We start from the raw sequence: 17,494 nt of genomic DNA, 5'->3' as shown, positions 1-17,494 counted from the left end.
GGCCTATTTTCTCCCGGTGAGCGCGGTGACCACGCCGAGTCCCAGGTAGACCACGCCGGAGAAGTAGCGCAGCGCCCGCGCCTTGGCGGCCAGCCGGTGGCCCAGGGCGCCGGCGGTGAACGCGTAGATCATGTCAGAGAGCAGGCCGAGCACCAGCAGGATGGCGCCGAACACCACGATCTGGAGCGCGGGGGAGCCCGCGGCCGGGTCCACGAACTGCGGCAGGAGCGCCAGGAAGAACAGCGTGACCTTGGGGTTGAGGATGTTGATGACCACGCCTTCGAGGAACACCTTGCGCAACGGCTGCGGCTCGGGCGCCTGGGCGTGCTGTTCGTCCTTGCCGGTGAGCGCGCGGATGCCCAGGTAGACGAGGTACGCGACGCCGGCCCACTTGACGATCGAGAACAACGCGGCCGACTGGGTGATCACGTAGGAGAGACCCGCGGCGGCGGCGAGTATGTGCACGAGCGTGCCGGCCTCCACCCCGAACGCGCTGGCCAGCGCGGCCGAGCGCCCCTGGGCCAGGCCGCGGGCGGCGATGTAGAGGTGATTCGGCCCCGGGATGACGACCAGGGCCAGCGCGGTGGCGGCGAACAGGGCCAGGGTGGGAAGGGCGATCATGTCTCCGACAGTAGAGGAGCCTTGGTCCACGAATGGAGTCCAATGTGGTGGTGCTTCAGTGGACCAATACCTCGCCGCGTACCGCCCAGGCGCGGGTCCGCAGGGTGATCGAGCCGTCCGCCGCCACCGGCATCCGCTCCCTGATCCGCTCCCGCAGCGCCGCCCGGCGCGCCTGCGGCAGCGCGGCCGCGTACGCCGGGGCCGGACCCTGACCGGCGAGGAAGGGCCGCCAGTAGTCGTCGAAGTCCCGGAACACCGCGTCCATGTCGATCGGCGCGACCTCCACCCGGGCCAGCCCGGCGCCGTCCCACAGCGCCCGCAACGGATCAGGACGGCACAGCGGGAACCTGGCGCCCTCGTCCAGCGCCCCGGCGTCGGGATCGAGTTCCACGGCCGCCGACCAGAAGGCCCTGATCACGTCCATCCGGCGGGCGTAGTCCCAGACGTAGGCCGCGACCGTGCCGCCCGGGGCGGTCACCCTGGCCAGCTCCGCGACGGCCGCCGCCGGATCGGGCACGAAGTTCAGCACCAGCCCGCTCACCGCCGCGCCGAACCGCCCGTCCCCGAACGGCAGAGCCCGCGCGTCCGCGACGGCGAACCCGGCCCGCGCGTCGGCGACCAGGTCCCGGGCGTGCCGGACGAACCCGGCCGACGGATCGGCCCCGGCGACCCGGTCCGGCGCGGCGGCGGCCAGTACCGCGGCGGTCAGCGCGCCCGTCCCGCAGCCGGCGTCCAGCCAGCTCCGCCCGGCCGGGACGCCCAGCCAGGTCACGAACGCCGCCGCGACCGGCCTGCTCCACCGGCCCATGTAGCCCTCGTAGGCATCCCCGGCCGCCCAGATGTCCGCACCCATGCCCGAACGGTATCCACGCGCTCAGCCCGGATGCACGATCCTGCCGCCGAAGACCGTGAGATCGACCGGCGCGTCGACGAGTTCGTCCGGCGCCGTCGCCGCGCTCACGCAGAGGTCGGCGACCTTGCCGGCGCTGACCGTGCCCTTCCAGCCCTCCGCGTGGTCCTGCCAGGCGGCGCCGCGCGTGTAGGTGCCCAGCGCCTCCTCAAGCGTCAGCCCCTGGCCCCGCCTGGCGACCAGCGCGGCCACTCCGGCCCGCCAGTCGGGGCCGGTCACCGGCGCGTCGGAACTGCACGCGGTGTTCACCCCGGCCGCGAGCGCCGAGCGCGCCGGCCACTCCCGCTCCGCCCAGTCCGCGCCGAACAGGGCATGGGTGGTGTCCGACTCCATGGCCTGGAGCACCGGCTGCAGGTTGATGCCGTAGCCGAGCCCGGCGAGCGTGGCCAGCGCCGCCTCGCTCGCGAACTGCCCATGGATCAGATAGTGCCGCGCCCCGCCCGGCAGCGCCGCCAGCGCCGCCGTCACCGCGTCGACGCCCCGGCTGCCCACCACGTGCACGCCCAGCTGGTGACCGGCGGCGTGCACCAGCCGCATGATCTCCTCCAGCTCGGCCACCCGCTCGGCGTCGCTGTCGCCGCGCGTGCACAGCGAGCCGTGCCCGCCCGACGGGTACGGCTCCCGCATCCACGCCGTCTCCGAAGGCGGGATCCCGTCGGCGAACACCTTGACCCCCAGCAGCCGCAGCACCCGGGGATCGACCCCGTCCAACCGGGGCGGATCGGCCAGCCACGCCCGGGTGTCGGCCACCGACGCGCCCGACATCGGGCTCGGCAGCCCCAGCACGCTCACCCGAGCGGTCAGCTCGCCCGAGCGCGCCAGCGCGGTGTAGGCGTCGAGCGCGGCGGCGCTCATGCCGCCCGCGAACGCCTCCTCGCCGCCGGGCCCGAGACCGGGTTCGGTGAAGCTGGTGATGCCGAGCCGGTTGAGCTCGGCGACCACGTCGCGCACCACCGTGGCCAGCCCGCCCTCAGGATGCGGTACCGCCCGCATGACCAGGCTCTGCTCGCCGTGGTGCAGGACGCCCCCGGACGATTCGACTCCGGCCAGGCGTAACGCCGCGCTGTTGGCCCAGACCGCGTGGCCGGAGAAGTCCTGCAAGACCACGGGATTGCCGGGGGCCGCGGCGTCCAGGTCGGCCGCGGTCATCGTCCGGCCCGCCGCCACCTCCGCCAGCCGCCCGGGGTGCCAGCCGATGCCCCTGATCCAGGCGCCCGGCTTGGCGTGCCGTACCGCGTGGGCGACCTCGGCCTGGACGGCGGCGACGGAGCCGAGCGCGACGTCCAGGCAGAACGGCGGCCGGTGCAGCCCGTACCCGACGGCGTGCAGGTGGGAGTCGTTGACGCCGGGCAGCAGCAGCCGCCCGCGCAGGTCGATCACCTCGGTGCGGGGTCCCGCCCACCGCGCGGCCCGCTCGCCGACGTGGACGATCTCGCCGCCGCGCACCGCCACCGAGCTCGCGTACGGCAGCGCCGGATCCATGGTCAGGACCCGCCCGTTGACCAGCACCAGATCCGCGGTCGTCATGCCCGGTCCTCTCCCAGGTAGGCGCGCCGCAGCGCGGAGTCGTCGGCGCGCAGCGGCCCGGGGTCGCCGCTGTAGGTCAGGGCGCCGCGCGACAGCACGTACGCGGCGTCGGCCAGCGCCAGCGCGGCGTGCGCGAACTGCTCCACCAGCAGCACCGCGCACCCGGCGTCGGCCAGCGCGCGGATGACCGGCAGCAGCCTGCGCACCACCGCCGGGGCCAGGCCCATGGACATCTCATCCAGCAGCAGCGCGGCCGGTTCGCGCAGGATCGCGCGGGCCAGCACCAGCATCTGCTGCTCGCCGCCGGACAGCAGCCCGGCCCGCACCTCCAGGCGGGGCGCGAGCTCTGGGAAGAGCGTCAGCGCCCGGTCCGGGTCGCCTGCCAGCAGGAGGTTTTCGCGGGCGGTGAGCGTGGCGAAGACGGCCCGGCTCTGCTCGACGTGGGCCAGGCCGAGCCGGGCCCTGCGGGTGCGCGGCCGTCCGGTCAGGTCGTGTCCGTCGAGCGTGATCCGGCCGGAACGGCTGGGCAGGATGCCGGAGACCGCCTCAAGCAAGGTGGTCTTGCCCGCGCCGTTCGGCCCGAGCAGCACGCTCACCTGCCCGCGCCCGGCGTGCAGCGTGACCTCGCGCACGACCGGCTGCCCGCCGCGCGCCACGGTCAGCGCGTCCAGGGAGAGCGTCACGCCGTCACCTCCTCGCCCAGGTACGCGCGGAGCACCCGAGGGTCGGCGAAGACCTCGGCCGGCGGGCCCTCGGCGATGACGCGGCCGAAGTCCATCACGCTGACCCGCGCGCAGACCGCCCGCACGAGGTCGAGGTCGTGCTCGATGAGCAGGACGGCGCAGCCGAACCGCTCCGGCGCGGCGCGCAGCCACCGGCCGAGCCGCTCGGTCTCGGCCTGACCGAGCCCGGCGGCCGGCTCGTCCAGCACGGCCAGTTCGGGCCGGGCCAGCAGCGCTCCGGCCACCTCCAGCAGGCGCCGGGTGCCCACGTCCAGGTCGGCGATCGTCCGCCCGGGATCCACGGCGACCAGGTCGCCGAGCGCCTCGGCCAGGTCGCGGGCGGTCAGGGGACGGCGGGCGGCGAAACGCAGGTACTCCCCGGCGGTCAGGCCCGTGGGCACCCGGTCCTGCTGGAACGTCCTGCGCAGGCCCGCCCGCGCCCGCAGGTGGGCGGGCCGGCCGTTCAGGTCGTGCCCGGCCAGCTCCACCGAGCCCGTGCACGGGGTGAAGCCGGTGATGGCGTCGACCAGCGAGGACTTGCCCGCGCCGTTCGGCCCGACCAGGCCGTGCACGCTGTCCGCGAGCACCTCCAGGGAGACGTCCTGGACGGCGGCCACCTGCCCGTAGCGCACGCTCAGCCCGGTGATCCGCGACGCCGTCCTGGTGGCGGCCTGGGAAACGGCCTTCTCCACGAGCGGAACGGGCGCCACCGGCCGGTGCCCGTCGCGCCGCCGTAAGGCCGCGCGCAGCGCGTCGCTGATGCCCGCGCCCTGGGTGAAGGCCTGGATGGCGCCGACCGCGAAGACCACGTTCGCCCACTGCTGCGGGATGCCGAACCGTCTCAGCAGCTCCGCGACCAGCACGCCGAGCGCGCCGCCGATGAGCGCGCCCTCCGCGTGGTGCGCCCCCGCCATGACCGCCACCGCGTACGCCGTCAGCGACTGGCCGGGGTCGAAGTTGCGGGCCAGCAGCATGCCCAGTTGCCCCGCCAGCAGCGCCCCGGACAGCCCCGCGATGAACGAACTGACCGCGAAGGCGCTCAGCTTGGCCCCCGGCACGCTCGTACCGGCCGCCGCGGTGGCCCGCTCCGACTCGCGCAACGCCCGCCACGTGGCGCCGAACCTGGTCCGCCGCACCACCGCCAGCGCCACCGCGACCAGCGCGAAGACCCCCACGCAGAACAGGAAGTACTGCCGCTCGGAACTCAGCCCCGCCGGGCGGCCCACGCTCAGCCCCAGGTCAACGCCGGGAAAGGAGGCGGCGGCCAGCACGATGTCCACGGTCGCCGCGAAGCCGAGCGTGACGATCGCCAGGTGCACCCCGCGCAGGCGCAGCGCGGGCAGCCCGATGAGCAGCCCGAACGGCACCGCCGCCAGCCCCGCCAGCGGCAGCCACACGTACAGCCCGCCCGGCACCCCCCACAGGTTGAGCTGCGCGGTGCTCCAGGCGCCGATCGCGGCGAAGGCCGCCTGGCACAACGAGACCATCCCGGCCTGCCCGGCGATCACCCCGAGGCTCTGCAGGAGCACGCCGGAGATGACCGCGGACATGGCCAGGAAGACCCAGTAGGCGGGCAGGGCGGCGGCCAGGCCGTACGCGAGGATGGCGAGGGCGAGCGCGGCCAGTCCCCAGCGGACGGCTCGGTCAGCGCGCGGCATCCCACACCTCCCCGCGCCGGCTCCACAGCAGCAACAGCAGGATGGCCGCGAACGGCACCGCGTCGCGGTACTCGCGCACCGCCGCGGAACCGGCCAGCAGACCCTCCAGCAGGCCCAGCGCCAGCCCGCCCAGCAGCGCACCCGGCAGCCGCGTCAGCCCGCCCGCCAGCGCCGCGGCGCAGGCGGGCACGATGAGCATGCTGAGCGAGAGGATGTCGCTCGAGCGCACCGGCGCGACCAGCAGCAGCACCAGCGCGGCCAGAGCGCCGGCGGCTCCCCAGAGCGCGACCGCCGGACCGCGGGTGCCGATGCCGAGGAGCTCGGTGGTGACCGGCCGCTCGGCCATGGCGCGCAGCCGCAGCCCGAGCGAGGTCCGCGCCAGCAGCAGATGAGTGCCGCCGCCGATGAGCACCGCCAGCGCGATCAGCGCGGGCGTGCCCCAGGTGACCACCACCCCGGCCAGCGTGGCCACCGGCGCGCCGGCCGGGTTCTGCAGCACCCGCGGCGTGTCGCCGAACAGGATGTAGGCCAGCGCGATGATCCCGATGAGCTGCGCGATGGAGACCGCCGTGCGCAGCTGGGCGCCGCTGCCGGCGAACCACCGCACCATGACCGCGCCGCACCCCGCCGACGTCACAGCGCCCGCCGCCACCCCGGCGACCGCGGCCATCCCGTACGGCAGGCCCGTCTCGGCCAGCGCGGCCATCACGTAGACCCCGGCCATGCCGGTGGCCGCGACGGCCAGGTTGACCGTGGCGGTCAGCCGGTACATGGCGGTGAGCAGCAGGCCGAGTGCGGCGTAGGTGCCGCCCGCCGCCAGCCCGGAGACGAGGCCCTGGAGCATCAGCCGAGCGTCCCCGGATAGCGCACCCACTCGGGCGTCACGACCTGCCAGGCCCCGCCGCGCAGCTGGACGATCTTCCCGGCCCGGTTGGACCGGTGCTTGGCCGCCGCGCCGAACTCGTACGCCGTGCCCACCAGCGGATTCTCGATGGGCTTGAGCGCCTTGAACGCCTGGGCGACCGACTCGCGGGTGATCGCGCCCTTGATGCTCTTGAGCGTGTCCACGACATAGGTGGCGGCCAGATACCCGCCCTGGCCGAACGAGGTCAGCGGGACCTTCTTGGCCGCCATCAGCTCGCGCCAGTCCTTCAGCACCGCCGAACTCGCGTCGGTGAAGGGCTCGAACTCGGCGTTGGCGTAGGTGCCCTCGCCGTCGGGGCCGAGCGCCTTGGCGACCGCCTCGGTGTAGGGGGCGGTGGTGAGCAGCCAGTCGATGCCGGTGACGTTCTGCTGCTTGACCACCTTCATCCAGGCGATCGCCATCGGCTCGGTGCCGTTGTAGAGGACCGCCTGGCAGCCGGCCGAGCGGGCGCGCAGGACGAACGGGGTCGGGTCGGAGTCGGGCTTCACCGTGCGGTCGTCGAGCGTGAGCTTCTTGCCGGTCAGCTTCGACCAGCTCTGTACGGCGCCGCCGTAGGCGTCGTTGGTGTTGCCGAGGATCGCCAGGAACATGCAGACCTTGTCCCGCTTGAGCACCTCGGAGGCGTAGTACATGTTGATCGCCATGTTGAGGTACGGCCCCGTGTTGACCGGCGAGATGGCCGGCGACTCGAAGCAGGTCGGGTCGACGCCGGTGCCCTGGACCGCGACGATCGCCGACTGGACGTAGAAGGGCGCGTTGACCGCGCAGTCCAGCAGGCTGGCCGAACCGGCCAGCAGCACCACGCCCTGGTTGGTGACCAGGTCGCGGGCGGCCTGCGCGGCGGCCGCGGGGTCGCCCTTGTCGTCGGCGACCAGGTACTCGATCTTCTGGCCGTTGATGCCGCCCTGCTCGTTGACCCGGTCGAAGACGGCCTTCGCGGCGGCGGAGGAGTCGGGGAAGGTGACGGGACCGCTGAGCGAGCTGACCGCGCCCACCCGGATGACGCCCGTGCCCGGAGTGTCCCGGCCGGTCGTGGGGGTGTCGGCGAGCCCGCAGCCCGCCAGGGCGGCCAGCAGTAAGACGGACAGCGTCCTGGAAGCGATCATGACGATGGGACCTCTCGTGCGTGAAGTGCCCTACGCGCTCAGGGCCTCGGCCACCAGCGCGGTGTCGGTGAACTGCTCGAAGCTGACGGCCACCCCGTCCCGCAGCTTCCAGACGTGGGTGAAGCGGACCCGCATCGCCTTGCCGGTGGCCCGGTAGACGCCGCTGTAGAAGCCGATCACCACGATGGTGTCGCCGCCGTCCACGTACTCCTCGGGGTCGGCCCGGTAGTCCGCCCATTCGCCGCCCAGGCGGGAGAAGACGCCTTTCAGCACCTCCTCGCGGCCCACGTACGTGCCCGCGTACGGGAATCCGGCCATCTCGGTCCAGCGGGCGTCCGGCGCGAGGAGGGCCAGGATGCCTTCGATGTCGCCGCGGGCCGAGGCGGCGTAGGACTCACGGACGGCGTCCAGGTTCTTGCCGGTCATGGCAATCCTTCCTCCATGAAGTCGTCTATGAAATCATATAGCTTTCCTCATTGTCCGAAAAGGAGCTGTCCCGATGGAGAGCGCTGACGTGGTCGTCATCGGAGCCGGGTCGGCCGGGGCGGCGGTCGCCGGGCGGCTGGCCGAGGTGGAAGGGCTGTCCGTGCTGCTGCTTGAGGCGGGCGGTCCAGACGGCAATCCCGATATCCACGACCCGGGCGGGGTCTTCCGGCTGTGGGGCGGCGCCGAGGACTACGACTACCTCACCACGCCACAGGCCGGGCTCGGCGGGCGGCGGCTGCACTGGCCGCGCGGGCGGGTGCTGGGCGGCTCCTCCTCGCTCAACGGCATGATCTTCGTTCGCGGCAACCCGGCCGACTACGACTGGGGGCCGGGGTGGACCTGGCCGGAGGTGCTGCCGGTCTTCAAGCGGCTGGAGGACTTCGACCGGGGCGCCTGTGAGCATCACGGCGTGGGCGGACCGGTCCGGGTGATGTCCGACTACCGTCCGCATCCGGTCAACGCCTCCGTGGTCGAGGCGGCTGTGGGGCTCGGCCTGCCGTACAACGAGGACTGCAACGGCGCGGCGCAGGACGGCGCGGGCTTCTGCCAGCTCACCGTCAAGGACGGGCGGCGGCACAGCACGGCGGCGGCCTATCTGCGCGGCGGCCGGGTGCGGATCAGGACGGGAGCGGTCGCGACCAGGCTGCTGTTCGAGGGGTCGCGGTGCGTCGGGGTCGAGGTCGGGCGGGGCGAGCGCGTGTACGCCGGGCAGGTCGTGCTGAGCGCGGGCGCCCTGGAGTCGCCCCGGCTCCTCATGCTCAGCGGCATCGGACCGGCCGACGAGCTACGCCGGATCGGCGTGCCGGTGCGGGCGGACCTGCCGGTCGGCGCGAACCTGCACGACCACGCGCTGGTCCCGGTGATCGTGGCGGCCCGCGGGCCGGTGCCGCCGCCGGTGCCGGGGCTGCCCGTGATGCACAGCCAGCTTTTCTGGCGCAGCCGCGGCGGCCTGCCCGCGCCGGACGTGCAGCCGCTCTTCTTCCACGTGCCGTTGTACGACGAGACGATGAGCGGGCCGCCGGACGCGTTCACGCTGATGGCCGGGATCATCCGGCCGGTGAGCCGGGGCACGCTCCGCCTCACCTCCGCCGACCCGGGCGCGCCGCTGCTGGCCGACCCCGCCTACCTGCGCGAGGAGGCCGACCGGCGGTGCATGCGGGCGGCGGTGGAGCTGTGCAGGGAGATCGGGGCCGAGCTGGGCCGCGAGCTCTACCCCGGCGATGCCGATATTTCGGCCTATATCGAGCGCACGCTCGTCACCTACCACCACCAGGCGGGCACCTGCCGGATGGGCACGGTCGTGGACCACCGCCTACGCGTGCTCGGCGTCGACGGACTGCGCGTCGCCGACGCCTCGGTGATGCCCGCGGTCACCTCGGGAAACACCAACGCTCCCGCGATCATGATCGGGGAGCGTTGTGCCGACCTCGTGCTGTCAGAGCAGTGACTCGATGGTGATCGGGAACGAACGCACCCGCCTGCCCGTGGCGTTGTGCACGGCATTGGCGATCGCGCCCGCCATCCCGACCATGCCGATCTCCCCGATGCCCTTGACCCCCAGTGGGTTGACGAACGGATCGTCCACCTCCACCGTCTCCACCATCACCTCGGGCACGTCGGCGTTGACCGGCACCAGGTAGTCGCCCAGGCTCGGGTTGGCCCAGCGGCCGAAGCGCGGATCCATGTGCGTGGCCTCAAGCAACGCCTGGGACAGACCCCAGATCATGCCGCCCATGAGCTGGCTGCGCGCCGTCTTCCGGTTCAGCACGCGGCCGGGCGCGAACACCCCGGCCATCCTGCGCACCCGCACCACCCCCAGAGCGGCGTCCACGGCCACCTCGGCGAACTGGGCGCCGAAGTTCAGCAGCGCGTGCTCCTCGTCGACGTGGTGCTGGTAGGTGCCCAGGTACTCGGTCTCCGGGACGAAGTTGCGGCTGAGCATCTCGCCGTAACTCTCCGACCCGGACGGCCCGACCATGACGCCGTCCACGACGTCGACCAGCTCCGGGTCCGCGCCGTGCAGGGGCGAGCCCTCGTCCTGGACCGCCTGGGCGACGAGCTGCTCCCGCAGGCCCGTCGCGGCCAGATGAACGGCGTTGCCGCCCGCCGTCGACCCCGTCGAGCCGACCGACGCCGCCAGGAACGGCAGCGAGGTGTCGCCGTACTCCACCCTGACCATCTCCAGCGGCAGCCCGAGCCCCTCGGCGGCGATCTGGGTGAGCACCGTGGCCGCGCCGGTGCCGATGTCGGAAGCGGCGGTCTGGATGACCGCGGTGCCGTCCGCATACAGCCGGGCCCGCGCACGCTGCGGATTCATCAGCGGATAGACGGGATAGATCGCCGTGGCCATCCCCATGCCGAGCAGCCAGTCGCCTTCGCGCCGCATGCCGGGACGCGGGTCGCGATCGGCCCACCCGATCAGCTCGGCGCCCCGCGCGTAACACTCCTTGAGCCCCTTGCTCGACCACGGCCGCCCGCTCACCGGATCGACGTCGGCGTGGTTGCGCAGCCGCAGCTCGATCGGATCCAGCCCGGCCCGCTCCGCCAGCTCGTCCATCGCGCATTCCAGTACGGCCAGCCCCGCCGTCTCACCCGGTCCGCGCATGAACGTGGGCGTCATCGTGTTGCCCTTGATGAGGTGGTAGACGGCCGCGAAGTTGTCGCAGGCGTAGAGCTCGCCGGAACCGCTCAGCGCGGGCTCGGCCCAGTCGTCGTAGGCCGAGGTGATCGACAGCTTCTCGTGGCGGATCGCGGTCAGCCGTCCGTCGGCGCCGGCGCCGAGCGTGATCGTCTGCTCGTTGTCCTCCCGCAGCCCGCACCCCGTGAACATCTGCTCCCTGGTCAGCGCCAGCTTGATCGGCCTGCGCATGATCTGAGCGGTCATGGCGGCCAGCGTCGGATGCGCCCAGATCATGGCCTTGGCGCCGAAACTGCCGCCGACGAACCTGGTGATCACCCGGATGCGCGAGGCCGGGATGCCCAGCAGGTTCGCGACCGTCATCTGGGTGGCGGTCGGACCGTGGGTCGCGTCCCACAGCGTGAGCTGCCCGTCGTCCCAGGAGGCCACCGTGGCCGACATCTCCAGCGGGTTCTGGTGGTTGGCCGTGAACGTGAACGTGGCCTCCACCGTCAGTTCGGCCGCCGCCAGTCCGGCGTCCACATCGCCCCGGCCCATCTGGCCCGGCGCCAGGCCGGCCAGGATTCGCTCGGGCACGTAGGACTGGTCGCGGCCCTCGTCGATCACGGTGATCGACTCCGTGCGCTCGTACGTCACGTCCAGCAGCTCGGCGCCCCGGGTGGCGGCGTCCAGCGTCTCGCCCACGACGATGGCCACGGGCTGGCCCGCGTAGTGGATGACCGGGTCCTGCATGGGGAAGAAGCTCTGGCCGTGGGCGACCGTACCGGCCAGCGAGAGCGTGAGGACCGGCTGCGCGGCCACCTTCGGAAGATCCTCATACGTGAGTACGGCCAGCACGCCCGGCTCGGCCATGGCCCTGGACCTGTCGACGCCGGTGACGCGTCCGGCGGGAATCTCGGAACCGGCGATGACCGCGTGGCGCATGCCCGGCAGGGAGACTTCGGCGGTGTACTTGGCGGCGCCGGTGACCTTGGCGCGGCCGTCCACCCGGGTGACGGGCTGACCGATGAGTGTGGTGGTCATGCCGCCGTCACCCTTTCCAGTGCTTTCGCGGTCCCGTTCATGCCGCCGTCACCCTTTCCAGGACCCGCACGATCGTGCGTTTGGCCAGCTCGATCTTGAAGGCGTTCTGCGGGTGGCCCACGGCCGGGGCCAGTTCGGCCGCGGCCGCCGCCTCGAAGGCGTCGCCGATGGCCGGACCGCCGGTCAGCATCTGTTCCGCCGCTCTGGCCCGCCACGGGCGGGTGGCCACGCCGCCGAGCGCCAGGCGTACCTCGCGGATGACACCGTCGGTGACCGTGGCCGCCACGGCCGCCGAGACCAGCGCGAACTCGTACGACTCGCGGTCACGCACCTTCCAGTACAACGACGTGCGGGCCACCGGGGCGGCGGGCACCTCGATCGCGGTGATCAGCTCGCCGTGCTCGATCGGGTGCTCGCGTTCCGGCGTGTCTCCGGGCTGCAGGAAGAAGTCCTCCAGCGGCATCGACCGCTCGCCGTACCGGCTGCGCAGGTGGATCACCGCGTCCAGCGCCACCAACGGCACCGCGACGTCGGACGGATGCGTCGCGAAACAATGCTCGCTGGTCCCGAGTACGGCATGCCCCCGATGGAACCCACCCTCGGCCGCGCAGCCGGAACCCGGCTCCCGCTTGTTGCACGGCATGCCGGCCTCGCGGAAGTAGCCGCAGCGGACCCGCTGCATCATGTTGCCGCCCATCGAGGCCATGTTCCGCAACTGCGCCGACGCGCCCAGCTCCAACGCCTGCGCGATCATCGGGAACCGTTCCCGGACGCCCGGTGTGGCGGCGACGTCGCTCATCCTGGCCAGCGCCCCCAGCCGCAGGCCGCCGCCGGGCAGGTCCTCGATGGTGTTGAGCGGCAGATCATTGATGTCGACCAGCCGCCGCTCCTGGGCCACACCGATGCGGAGCATGTCCACCTCGGTGGTCCCACCGGCCAGAAACCTGCTCCCCGGATCGGCCCCTTCGGCCAGCGCTGAGGCTACGTCGCCGACTCTGGCGTAACTAATGGCGTGCACGGGTTACCTGCCTTGATGTGTGAGCATGTGCGCTTGGCTGGTGTGCACCGTTTCTATTGGTGCCCGCCATCGCGCACCTCCCGGATCGCCTGGCGGATGTGCGGGTAGGCGGCGCAACGGCACAGGTTGCCGCTCATCCACTCCGCGATCTCGGCGTCGTCGCCGGCGTGGCCCTCCTCCAGCAGCTTGACCGCCGACATGATCTGTCCCGGCGTGCAGTAACCGCACTGCAGCGCGTCACAGGCCAGAAAGGCGTCCTGCATCGGGTGCTCGACCAGACCCTCGATCGTGGTGACTTCCCTGCCCTCACACGCGACCGCCAACGTCAGGCAGGAGACGACCCGGCGGCCGTCCACCCAGACGGTGCACGCGCCACAGGCGCCCTGGTTGCAGCCCTTCTTGGTGCCGGTGAGATCCAGGCTTTCACGCAGGGTGTCCAGCAGGCTGGCCCGCGGCTCCACCTCGGCCACCAGGGTGGCTCCGTTGACGGACAGGGACAGCTTCGCGGGTTCGGGGCCGCGCTCGGTCTTCTCCAGGGGACCATCCATCGGGGCTCCTCAGCGTTTTCCTGGCCCTTCCTCCAGCAGTGTCCAAGTCGTCGGGTTTGCCACGGGCAAAGCGCGCCCCACTCTGCGGGTATTTGTCCCCCAATCCCACCCTTCCTCCTCGCCCCTCCTCCTCACTCTTCCGCCCGCCTTCCGCCCGCCCTCCGGCCCGTCCCCCGCTTTGCCCTCCGCCTCGCCCCTCTTCGCCCCTTCTCCGCCGCGCCCTTCCAACCGCCCCTCCGCCCCTCCGCTTCGCCTCCCCACCTGCTCCCTCGCCTCCGCCTCCGCTCAGTCAGCGGCTTTCGGACCCCGCCTCCGGCCCACCTGCCTCCGGCCCCGGTACGCCTCCGGCCCCCGCCTGCCTTGCCGGTCGGGGGTAAAGAGGGGACCACTTAGGGGGTGGACACAGGCCGTGACGGTGACCAGCCCCGTCCGACGTGAGAAGCGATCCCCCCGATCGGCGCCGGCGCACGGCGGCGGGTGGCGGGGGTGGGGCTGTGCCGTAAAGAATCATGATTCTGTTACATATAGAGTTACCGAGATGAACAGTCTTCTTATCGGACGCTCAGCTGAGCTGAGGAGACTAGTTCGCGTGCTCGAAACCGCCGGCGACGGCACCGCCGGCGTGGCGCTCGTAGGCGGCGACGCGGGCATCGGCAAGACCCGCCTGACCTGCGAACTCGTGGCCCAGGCCCGCCAGCGCGGCTTCAACGTCATGATCGGCCAGTGCGCCGAACTGGGCGACGCCCTCCCATACCTCCCGCTAGCCGACGCCCTGCGCGGCGCCGACCCCACGCTGCGTGCCGCCATCGCCGAGCGCCCCGTCCTGGAGCAACTGCTGCCGGGCGGCGAGACCGCGCCGTCGTCGGGCCTCACCCAGCAGCGGCTGTTCGGCTCGCTGCTGGGTCTGCTGGCCGCGGTGCAACCGGTCCTGTTCGTGATCGAGGACCTGCATTGGGCCGACCGTTCGACCCGCGACCTGCTTGTGTTCCTGAGCCGCATGCTCCAGAGCGAGCGCGTCTGCCTCGTCGGCACTTACCGCACCGACGACCTGCACCGCCGCCACCCCCTGCGCACCGTCCTGGCCGAGCTCAAGCGCCTGCCCTCGGTGACCGCGGTGGACGTGGGCCCCATGGCCTCAGCCGAAATCTCCGACTATGTCGCCACATTCGGTGACATGGACAGTCGCGAACTCGGCGAGATCGTCAGCCGTGCAGACGGCAACCCCTTCTACGCCGAAGAGCTCTACGCCGCCCTCTCCGAAGGCGAGACCCTCCCCGACGGCCTGGCCAGCCTGCTGATGTCCCGCGTCGAGGTCCTCTCCGAGCCCGGCCAGCGCGTCCTGCGCGCCGCCGCCGTCGCGGGCCGCCGCGTCGAGGACGTGCTCCTGCGCGAGGTCTCCGGCCTCCCTCTCGCCGACTTCGAGGAGGCCGTGCGCGAGATCGTCTCGCGCGGACTGCTCAGAGTCGACGGGTACGGCTACGCCTTCCGCCACGCCCTCCTCCAGGAAGCCGTCTACACCGACCTCCTGCCGGGCGAGCGCACCAGGCTGCACGCCACGTTCGCCACCCTGCTCACCGCACCCGCCGAGCTGGCCCACCACCACCTGGCGGGCCACGACCTGTCCGGCGCCCTGACCGCCTCCGCCGAAGCCGGTCGCCAGGCCGAACGCCTCGGCGCGCCCGCCGAAGCCCACCGCCACTACGACCAGGCGCTCAGCCTCTGGGACCGCGTTGCCGACGCCGAGTCCCTGGCCGGCGAGGGCCGCGCCGACCTGGCCCTGCGCAGCGCCATCATGGCCGCCGACAGCGGTGACAACCACCGCGCCGTCACCCAGCTCCGCGCCCTCCCGCAGACCTCGCAGGTCAACGAACGCCTCGCCTACTACCTGGCCGAACTGGGCCAGGACGAAGCCGCGGTCCAAGCCGGCGAGACCGCAGTGGAAACCGCCCGAACCCCGGCAGAACTCGCCCGCGCCCTGGCCACCAGCGCCCGCGCCCTGGCCTGGACCGACCGCCACGCCGAAGTCGCCCCACGCGCCCGCCGCGCCCTGGAGGTCGCCCGCTCCGCCGGCGTCCCCGACGCGGAAAAAGGCGCCCTGATCAGCCTCGCCCTGCTGTCGGAGCTGGACGGCGACTTCTCCACCGCCGCCGCCCGCTACGAACAGGCCACCTCCCGCACCTCCGGCATCCTCGCCATGGACCTGCGCGCCGAGTTCGCCCGCGCCCGCCTCCTGTACGAGCAGGGCCACCTCGTCGAGGCCGCCTCCGCCACCGACAGCGGCATCCGGCTGGCGGAGGAGAATGGGCTGAACTGGAGTACGTACGGCACCGACCTGCGCTTTCTTCGTTTCCTCATCCATTACGTGGCCGGCGAATGGGACGACGCCGAACGTGTGGCCGCAACCTTCGGCGCCCGCGTCGGAACGGTGCCCGAGGCGATCCTGTCGTCGTTCGCCCTGTTCGTGGAGGTAGGCCGCGGACTACCCGCCGTGGGCCCCCGCATCGACTGGCTGCGCCCCTTCTGGTCCAACGACCTCGTCACCTACATGGCGCGCGGCCTCGCCGCCGAGGACGCCCTGTGGAAGGGCGACCCGACCGCCGCGTGGGAACACGTACGGGCCTGCCTGTCGCAGCTCATCCCCGCCGACCCGGCCAACCTGCGGATCTGCGCCACGGGGTTGTGGGCGTTGGCGGAGCTGGGCCGTACCGACGAAGCCGACGACCTGCGCGAACGCGCCCGCACCGCGGTCGCGGGCCCGGACGGCAAACGCGGACCCATGGGCCTGGAGGGCCGCGCGTGGGCACTGCGCGTAGAAGCCGAGTGGGTACGCGTGCAGGGCCGCCACGACGTAGCCCTATGGAAAAGGGTCGTGGAAGCATTCGACTACGGCTTCGTATACGAAACCGCCCGAGTCCGCTGGCGCCTGGCCGAAGCCCAGCTCGCCACCGGCGACCGTGAATCCGCGCAATCCACCTGGCTGCTCGCCCGGGACGCCGCCGACAACCTGAAGGCCGTCCCGCTGGCATCGGCACTGGAGGAGTTCGCCCGCCGGGCCCGATTCACCACCGCCTCGACCGACGGCTCCCTGACCGCCCGCGAACTCGAAGTCCTCCGCCTGGTCGCCGACGGCCTCACCAACCGCGAGATAGCCGAGCGCCTCTACATCGCCCAGAAGACGGTGAGCGTCCACGTCTCCAACATCCTGGGCAAACTAGACGCCTCCACCCGCACCCAGGCCGCCGCCACCGCCCGCTCCCGAGGCCTGCTCTCCGACCAACCCGCCTAGCCCGATCCTCAGCTACGAGCCCGAGCAGCCAGATCGCGAACCACCTGAATGAGCTCAGCCGGATCGAACGGCTTGGTCAGATAGGCGTCCACCCCGATCCCCAGCCCCCGGCGCCGATCATCATCCTGCGCCCGAGCCGTGATCAGCACCACCTTGATATGACTCGTAGCCTCATCAGTGCGCAACCGATGCGCCGTAACCCACCCGTCCAGACACGGCATCATCACATCCAGAGTGACCACGTCGGGCATGACATCAAGCACACGATCCAGACAGTCCGCACCATCGGTGGCGGTCTCCACCTCGAACCCCTCCAGGGTCAGGTTGACCGCGATGAGCTGCCTGATGACCTCGTCATCATCGACAACCAGAACTCTGCCCAGTACCTCGCCCACGGCCACGAAGCTAACCCGTGACGGGGTGGTCACGTGCGGTTTTCGATGGATGTGTGCCCGGAGCTTTATCGTGTGCGGAGTGGTGGCAGGATGCTGATAGCCTTAGGGCTCGTTGGAGCCCCCTTAGCTCAGGGGATAGAGCACCGGCCTCCGGAGCCGGGTGCGAAGGTTCGAATCCTTCAGGGGGCACCCATTACCAGCCAGGCCAGACATCGTCTGGCCTGGCTTTTTGTTTGTTTTCATGATCAAGTAGTCTTGCCATTTGGAGACGCCAGAAGACATGCTGAGACGGGTTTCGCGATCCATTCGCGATCCAATGATCATCAGAGTTCCTTCCTTGCTCGGTCCATCTTCTTGATCCACACGTCGTCGTAACCCGACATGCACAGGTGGTAGACCCGCTGCAGGACCTCGACGCTGTTCCCGGCCCAGTCGGCTACCTGACCCACGGGCACACCCGCTGCGAGTCGCCACGTGATGCCCGCGTGCCGCAGGTCGTACGGCTGGCCCATGAGCGGAGAAGCATGCTGGGCGGCTGAACGGCTCTGGCCCGTAATCGGTGGTGGCGCCGAGTGATCTTCACTTCAGCAGGATGCGGTGGCGAAGAAGGTCGAACCCGGCACGGCCGTGC

Annotated in this window: 15 protein-coding genes and 1 tRNA gene; 3 read left to right on the top strand and 13 right to left on the bottom strand. The window is 71.9% G+C overall.

Annotated features, from left to right (window positions below):
- Positions 1–3: 3 nt before the first annotated feature.
- Genes ACFWY5_RS07450 through ACFWY5_RS07415 form a run of 8 tightly spaced genes read right to left on the bottom strand, consistent with a single transcriptional unit; the run spans position 4 to position 7,895 of the window.
- Entirely contained in the window at positions 4–621 is a 618-nt protein-coding gene (locus ACFWY5_RS07450) for a LysE family translocator (protein WP_379621848.1), read from the bottom strand.
- A 55-nt stretch (positions 622–676) separates the two neighbouring features.
- Positions 677–1,474, bottom strand: coding sequence for a class I SAM-dependent methyltransferase (locus tag ACFWY5_RS07445; protein ID WP_379621846.1), 798 nt, complete (start codon positions 1,472–1,474; stop codon positions 677–679).
- Positions 1,475–1,495: 21 nt separating this feature from the next.
- A complete protein-coding gene (locus ACFWY5_RS07440; protein WP_379630831.1) occupies positions 1,496–3,058 on the bottom strand; it encodes an amidohydrolase in 1,563 nt (520 codons plus the stop codon).
- Positions 3,055–3,741, bottom strand: coding sequence for an ABC transporter ATP-binding protein (locus tag ACFWY5_RS07435; protein WP_379621842.1), 687 nt, complete (start codon positions 3,739–3,741; stop codon positions 3,055–3,057). Before ACFWY5_RS07435 ends, ACFWY5_RS07440 begins: the two co-directional genes overlap by 4 nt.
- Positions 3,738–5,438 (bottom strand): ATP-binding cassette domain-containing protein, encoded by a 1,701-nt coding sequence (locus ACFWY5_RS07430; protein WP_379630830.1) that lies wholly within the window; start codon positions 5,436–5,438, stop codon positions 3,738–3,740. The genes ACFWY5_RS07435 and ACFWY5_RS07430 overlap by 4 nt, the downstream gene beginning before the upstream one ends.
- A complete protein-coding gene (locus tag ACFWY5_RS07425) occupies positions 5,425–6,282 on the bottom strand; it encodes a branched-chain amino acid ABC transporter permease (RefSeq protein ID WP_379630829.1) in 858 nt (285 codons plus the stop codon). Before ACFWY5_RS07425 ends, ACFWY5_RS07430 begins: the two co-directional genes overlap by 14 nt.
- The gene (locus ACFWY5_RS07420) at positions 6,282–7,469 is read right to left on the bottom strand and encodes an ABC transporter substrate-binding protein (protein WP_379630828.1); all 1,188 of its coding nucleotides are present in this window, start codon (positions 7,467–7,469) and stop codon (positions 6,282–6,284) included. The genes ACFWY5_RS07425 and ACFWY5_RS07420 overlap by 1 nt, the downstream gene beginning before the upstream one ends.
- A 30-nt stretch (positions 7,470–7,499) precedes the next feature.
- Positions 7,500–7,895, bottom strand: a complete 396-nt coding sequence (locus tag ACFWY5_RS07415; protein ID WP_379621834.1) for a nuclear transport factor 2 family protein — start codon at positions 7,893–7,895, stop codon at positions 7,500–7,502.
- Between the two features lie 73 nt (positions 7,896–7,968).
- Here ACFWY5_RS07415 and ACFWY5_RS07410 point away from each other — a divergent pair, with 73 nt between their 5' ends.
- Entirely contained in the window at positions 7,969–9,402 is a 1,434-nt protein-coding gene (locus tag ACFWY5_RS07410) for a GMC family oxidoreductase (RefSeq protein WP_379630827.1), read from the top strand.
- Here ACFWY5_RS07410 and ACFWY5_RS07405 read toward each other — a convergent pair.
- The 3 genes from ACFWY5_RS07405 to ACFWY5_RS07395 are packed head-to-tail and all read right to left on the bottom strand — an operon-like array spanning position 9,391 to position 13,182.
- On the bottom strand, positions 9,391–11,616 hold the full coding sequence (locus tag ACFWY5_RS07405) for a xanthine dehydrogenase family protein molybdopterin-binding subunit (RefSeq protein WP_379630826.1): 2,226 nt from the start codon (positions 11,614–11,616) through the stop codon (positions 9,391–9,393). The two genes, ACFWY5_RS07410 and ACFWY5_RS07405, sit on opposite strands and share 12 nt — an antisense overlap.
- 37 nt (positions 11,617–11,653) lie before the next feature.
- Positions 11,654–12,634 (bottom strand): FAD binding domain-containing protein, encoded by a 981-nt coding sequence (locus tag ACFWY5_RS07400; RefSeq protein WP_379630825.1) that lies wholly within the window; start codon positions 12,632–12,634, stop codon positions 11,654–11,656.
- Positions 12,635–12,687: 53 nt separating this feature from the next.
- Positions 12,688–13,182 carry a (2Fe-2S)-binding protein gene (locus tag ACFWY5_RS07395; protein ID WP_379630824.1) on the bottom strand — a complete coding sequence of 165 codons (495 nt, stop codon included), beginning with the start codon at positions 13,180–13,182 and terminating at the stop codon, positions 12,688–12,690.
- Between the two features lie 538 nt (positions 13,183–13,720).
- Between ACFWY5_RS07395 and ACFWY5_RS07390 the strand changes: the two genes are divergently transcribed.
- A complete protein-coding gene (locus ACFWY5_RS07390) occupies positions 13,721–16,468 on the top strand; it encodes an AAA family ATPase (RefSeq protein ID WP_379621824.1) in 2,748 nt (915 codons plus the stop codon).
- Positions 16,469–16,476: 8 nt separating this feature from the next.
- Here ACFWY5_RS07390 and ACFWY5_RS07385 read toward each other — a convergent pair whose 3' ends face one another.
- On the bottom strand, positions 16,477–16,863 hold the full coding sequence (locus tag ACFWY5_RS07385; protein WP_379621822.1) for a response regulator transcription factor: 387 nt from the start codon (positions 16,861–16,863) through the stop codon (positions 16,477–16,479).
- A gap of 117 nt (positions 16,864–16,980) precedes the next feature.
- Between ACFWY5_RS07385 and ACFWY5_RS07380 the strand changes: the two genes are divergently transcribed.
- Positions 16,981–17,052 (top strand) — tRNA-Arg (locus ACFWY5_RS07380).
- A 134-nt stretch (positions 17,053–17,186) separates the two neighbouring features.
- Here ACFWY5_RS07380 and ACFWY5_RS07375 read toward each other — a convergent pair.
- Positions 17,187–17,375, bottom strand: coding sequence for a hypothetical protein (locus ACFWY5_RS07375; protein ID WP_379630823.1), 189 nt, complete (start codon positions 17,373–17,375; stop codon positions 17,187–17,189).
- Between the last annotated feature and the right edge of the window lie 119 nt (positions 17,376–17,494).

This window comes from Nonomuraea sp. NPDC059007 (assembly GCF_042740555.1).
GTDB lineage: Bacteria > Actinomycetota > Actinomycetes > Streptosporangiales > Streptosporangiaceae > Nonomuraea.
Note: the sequence above shows the minus strand (reverse complement) of the source record. Positions and strands in the feature narration are given on the sequence as shown.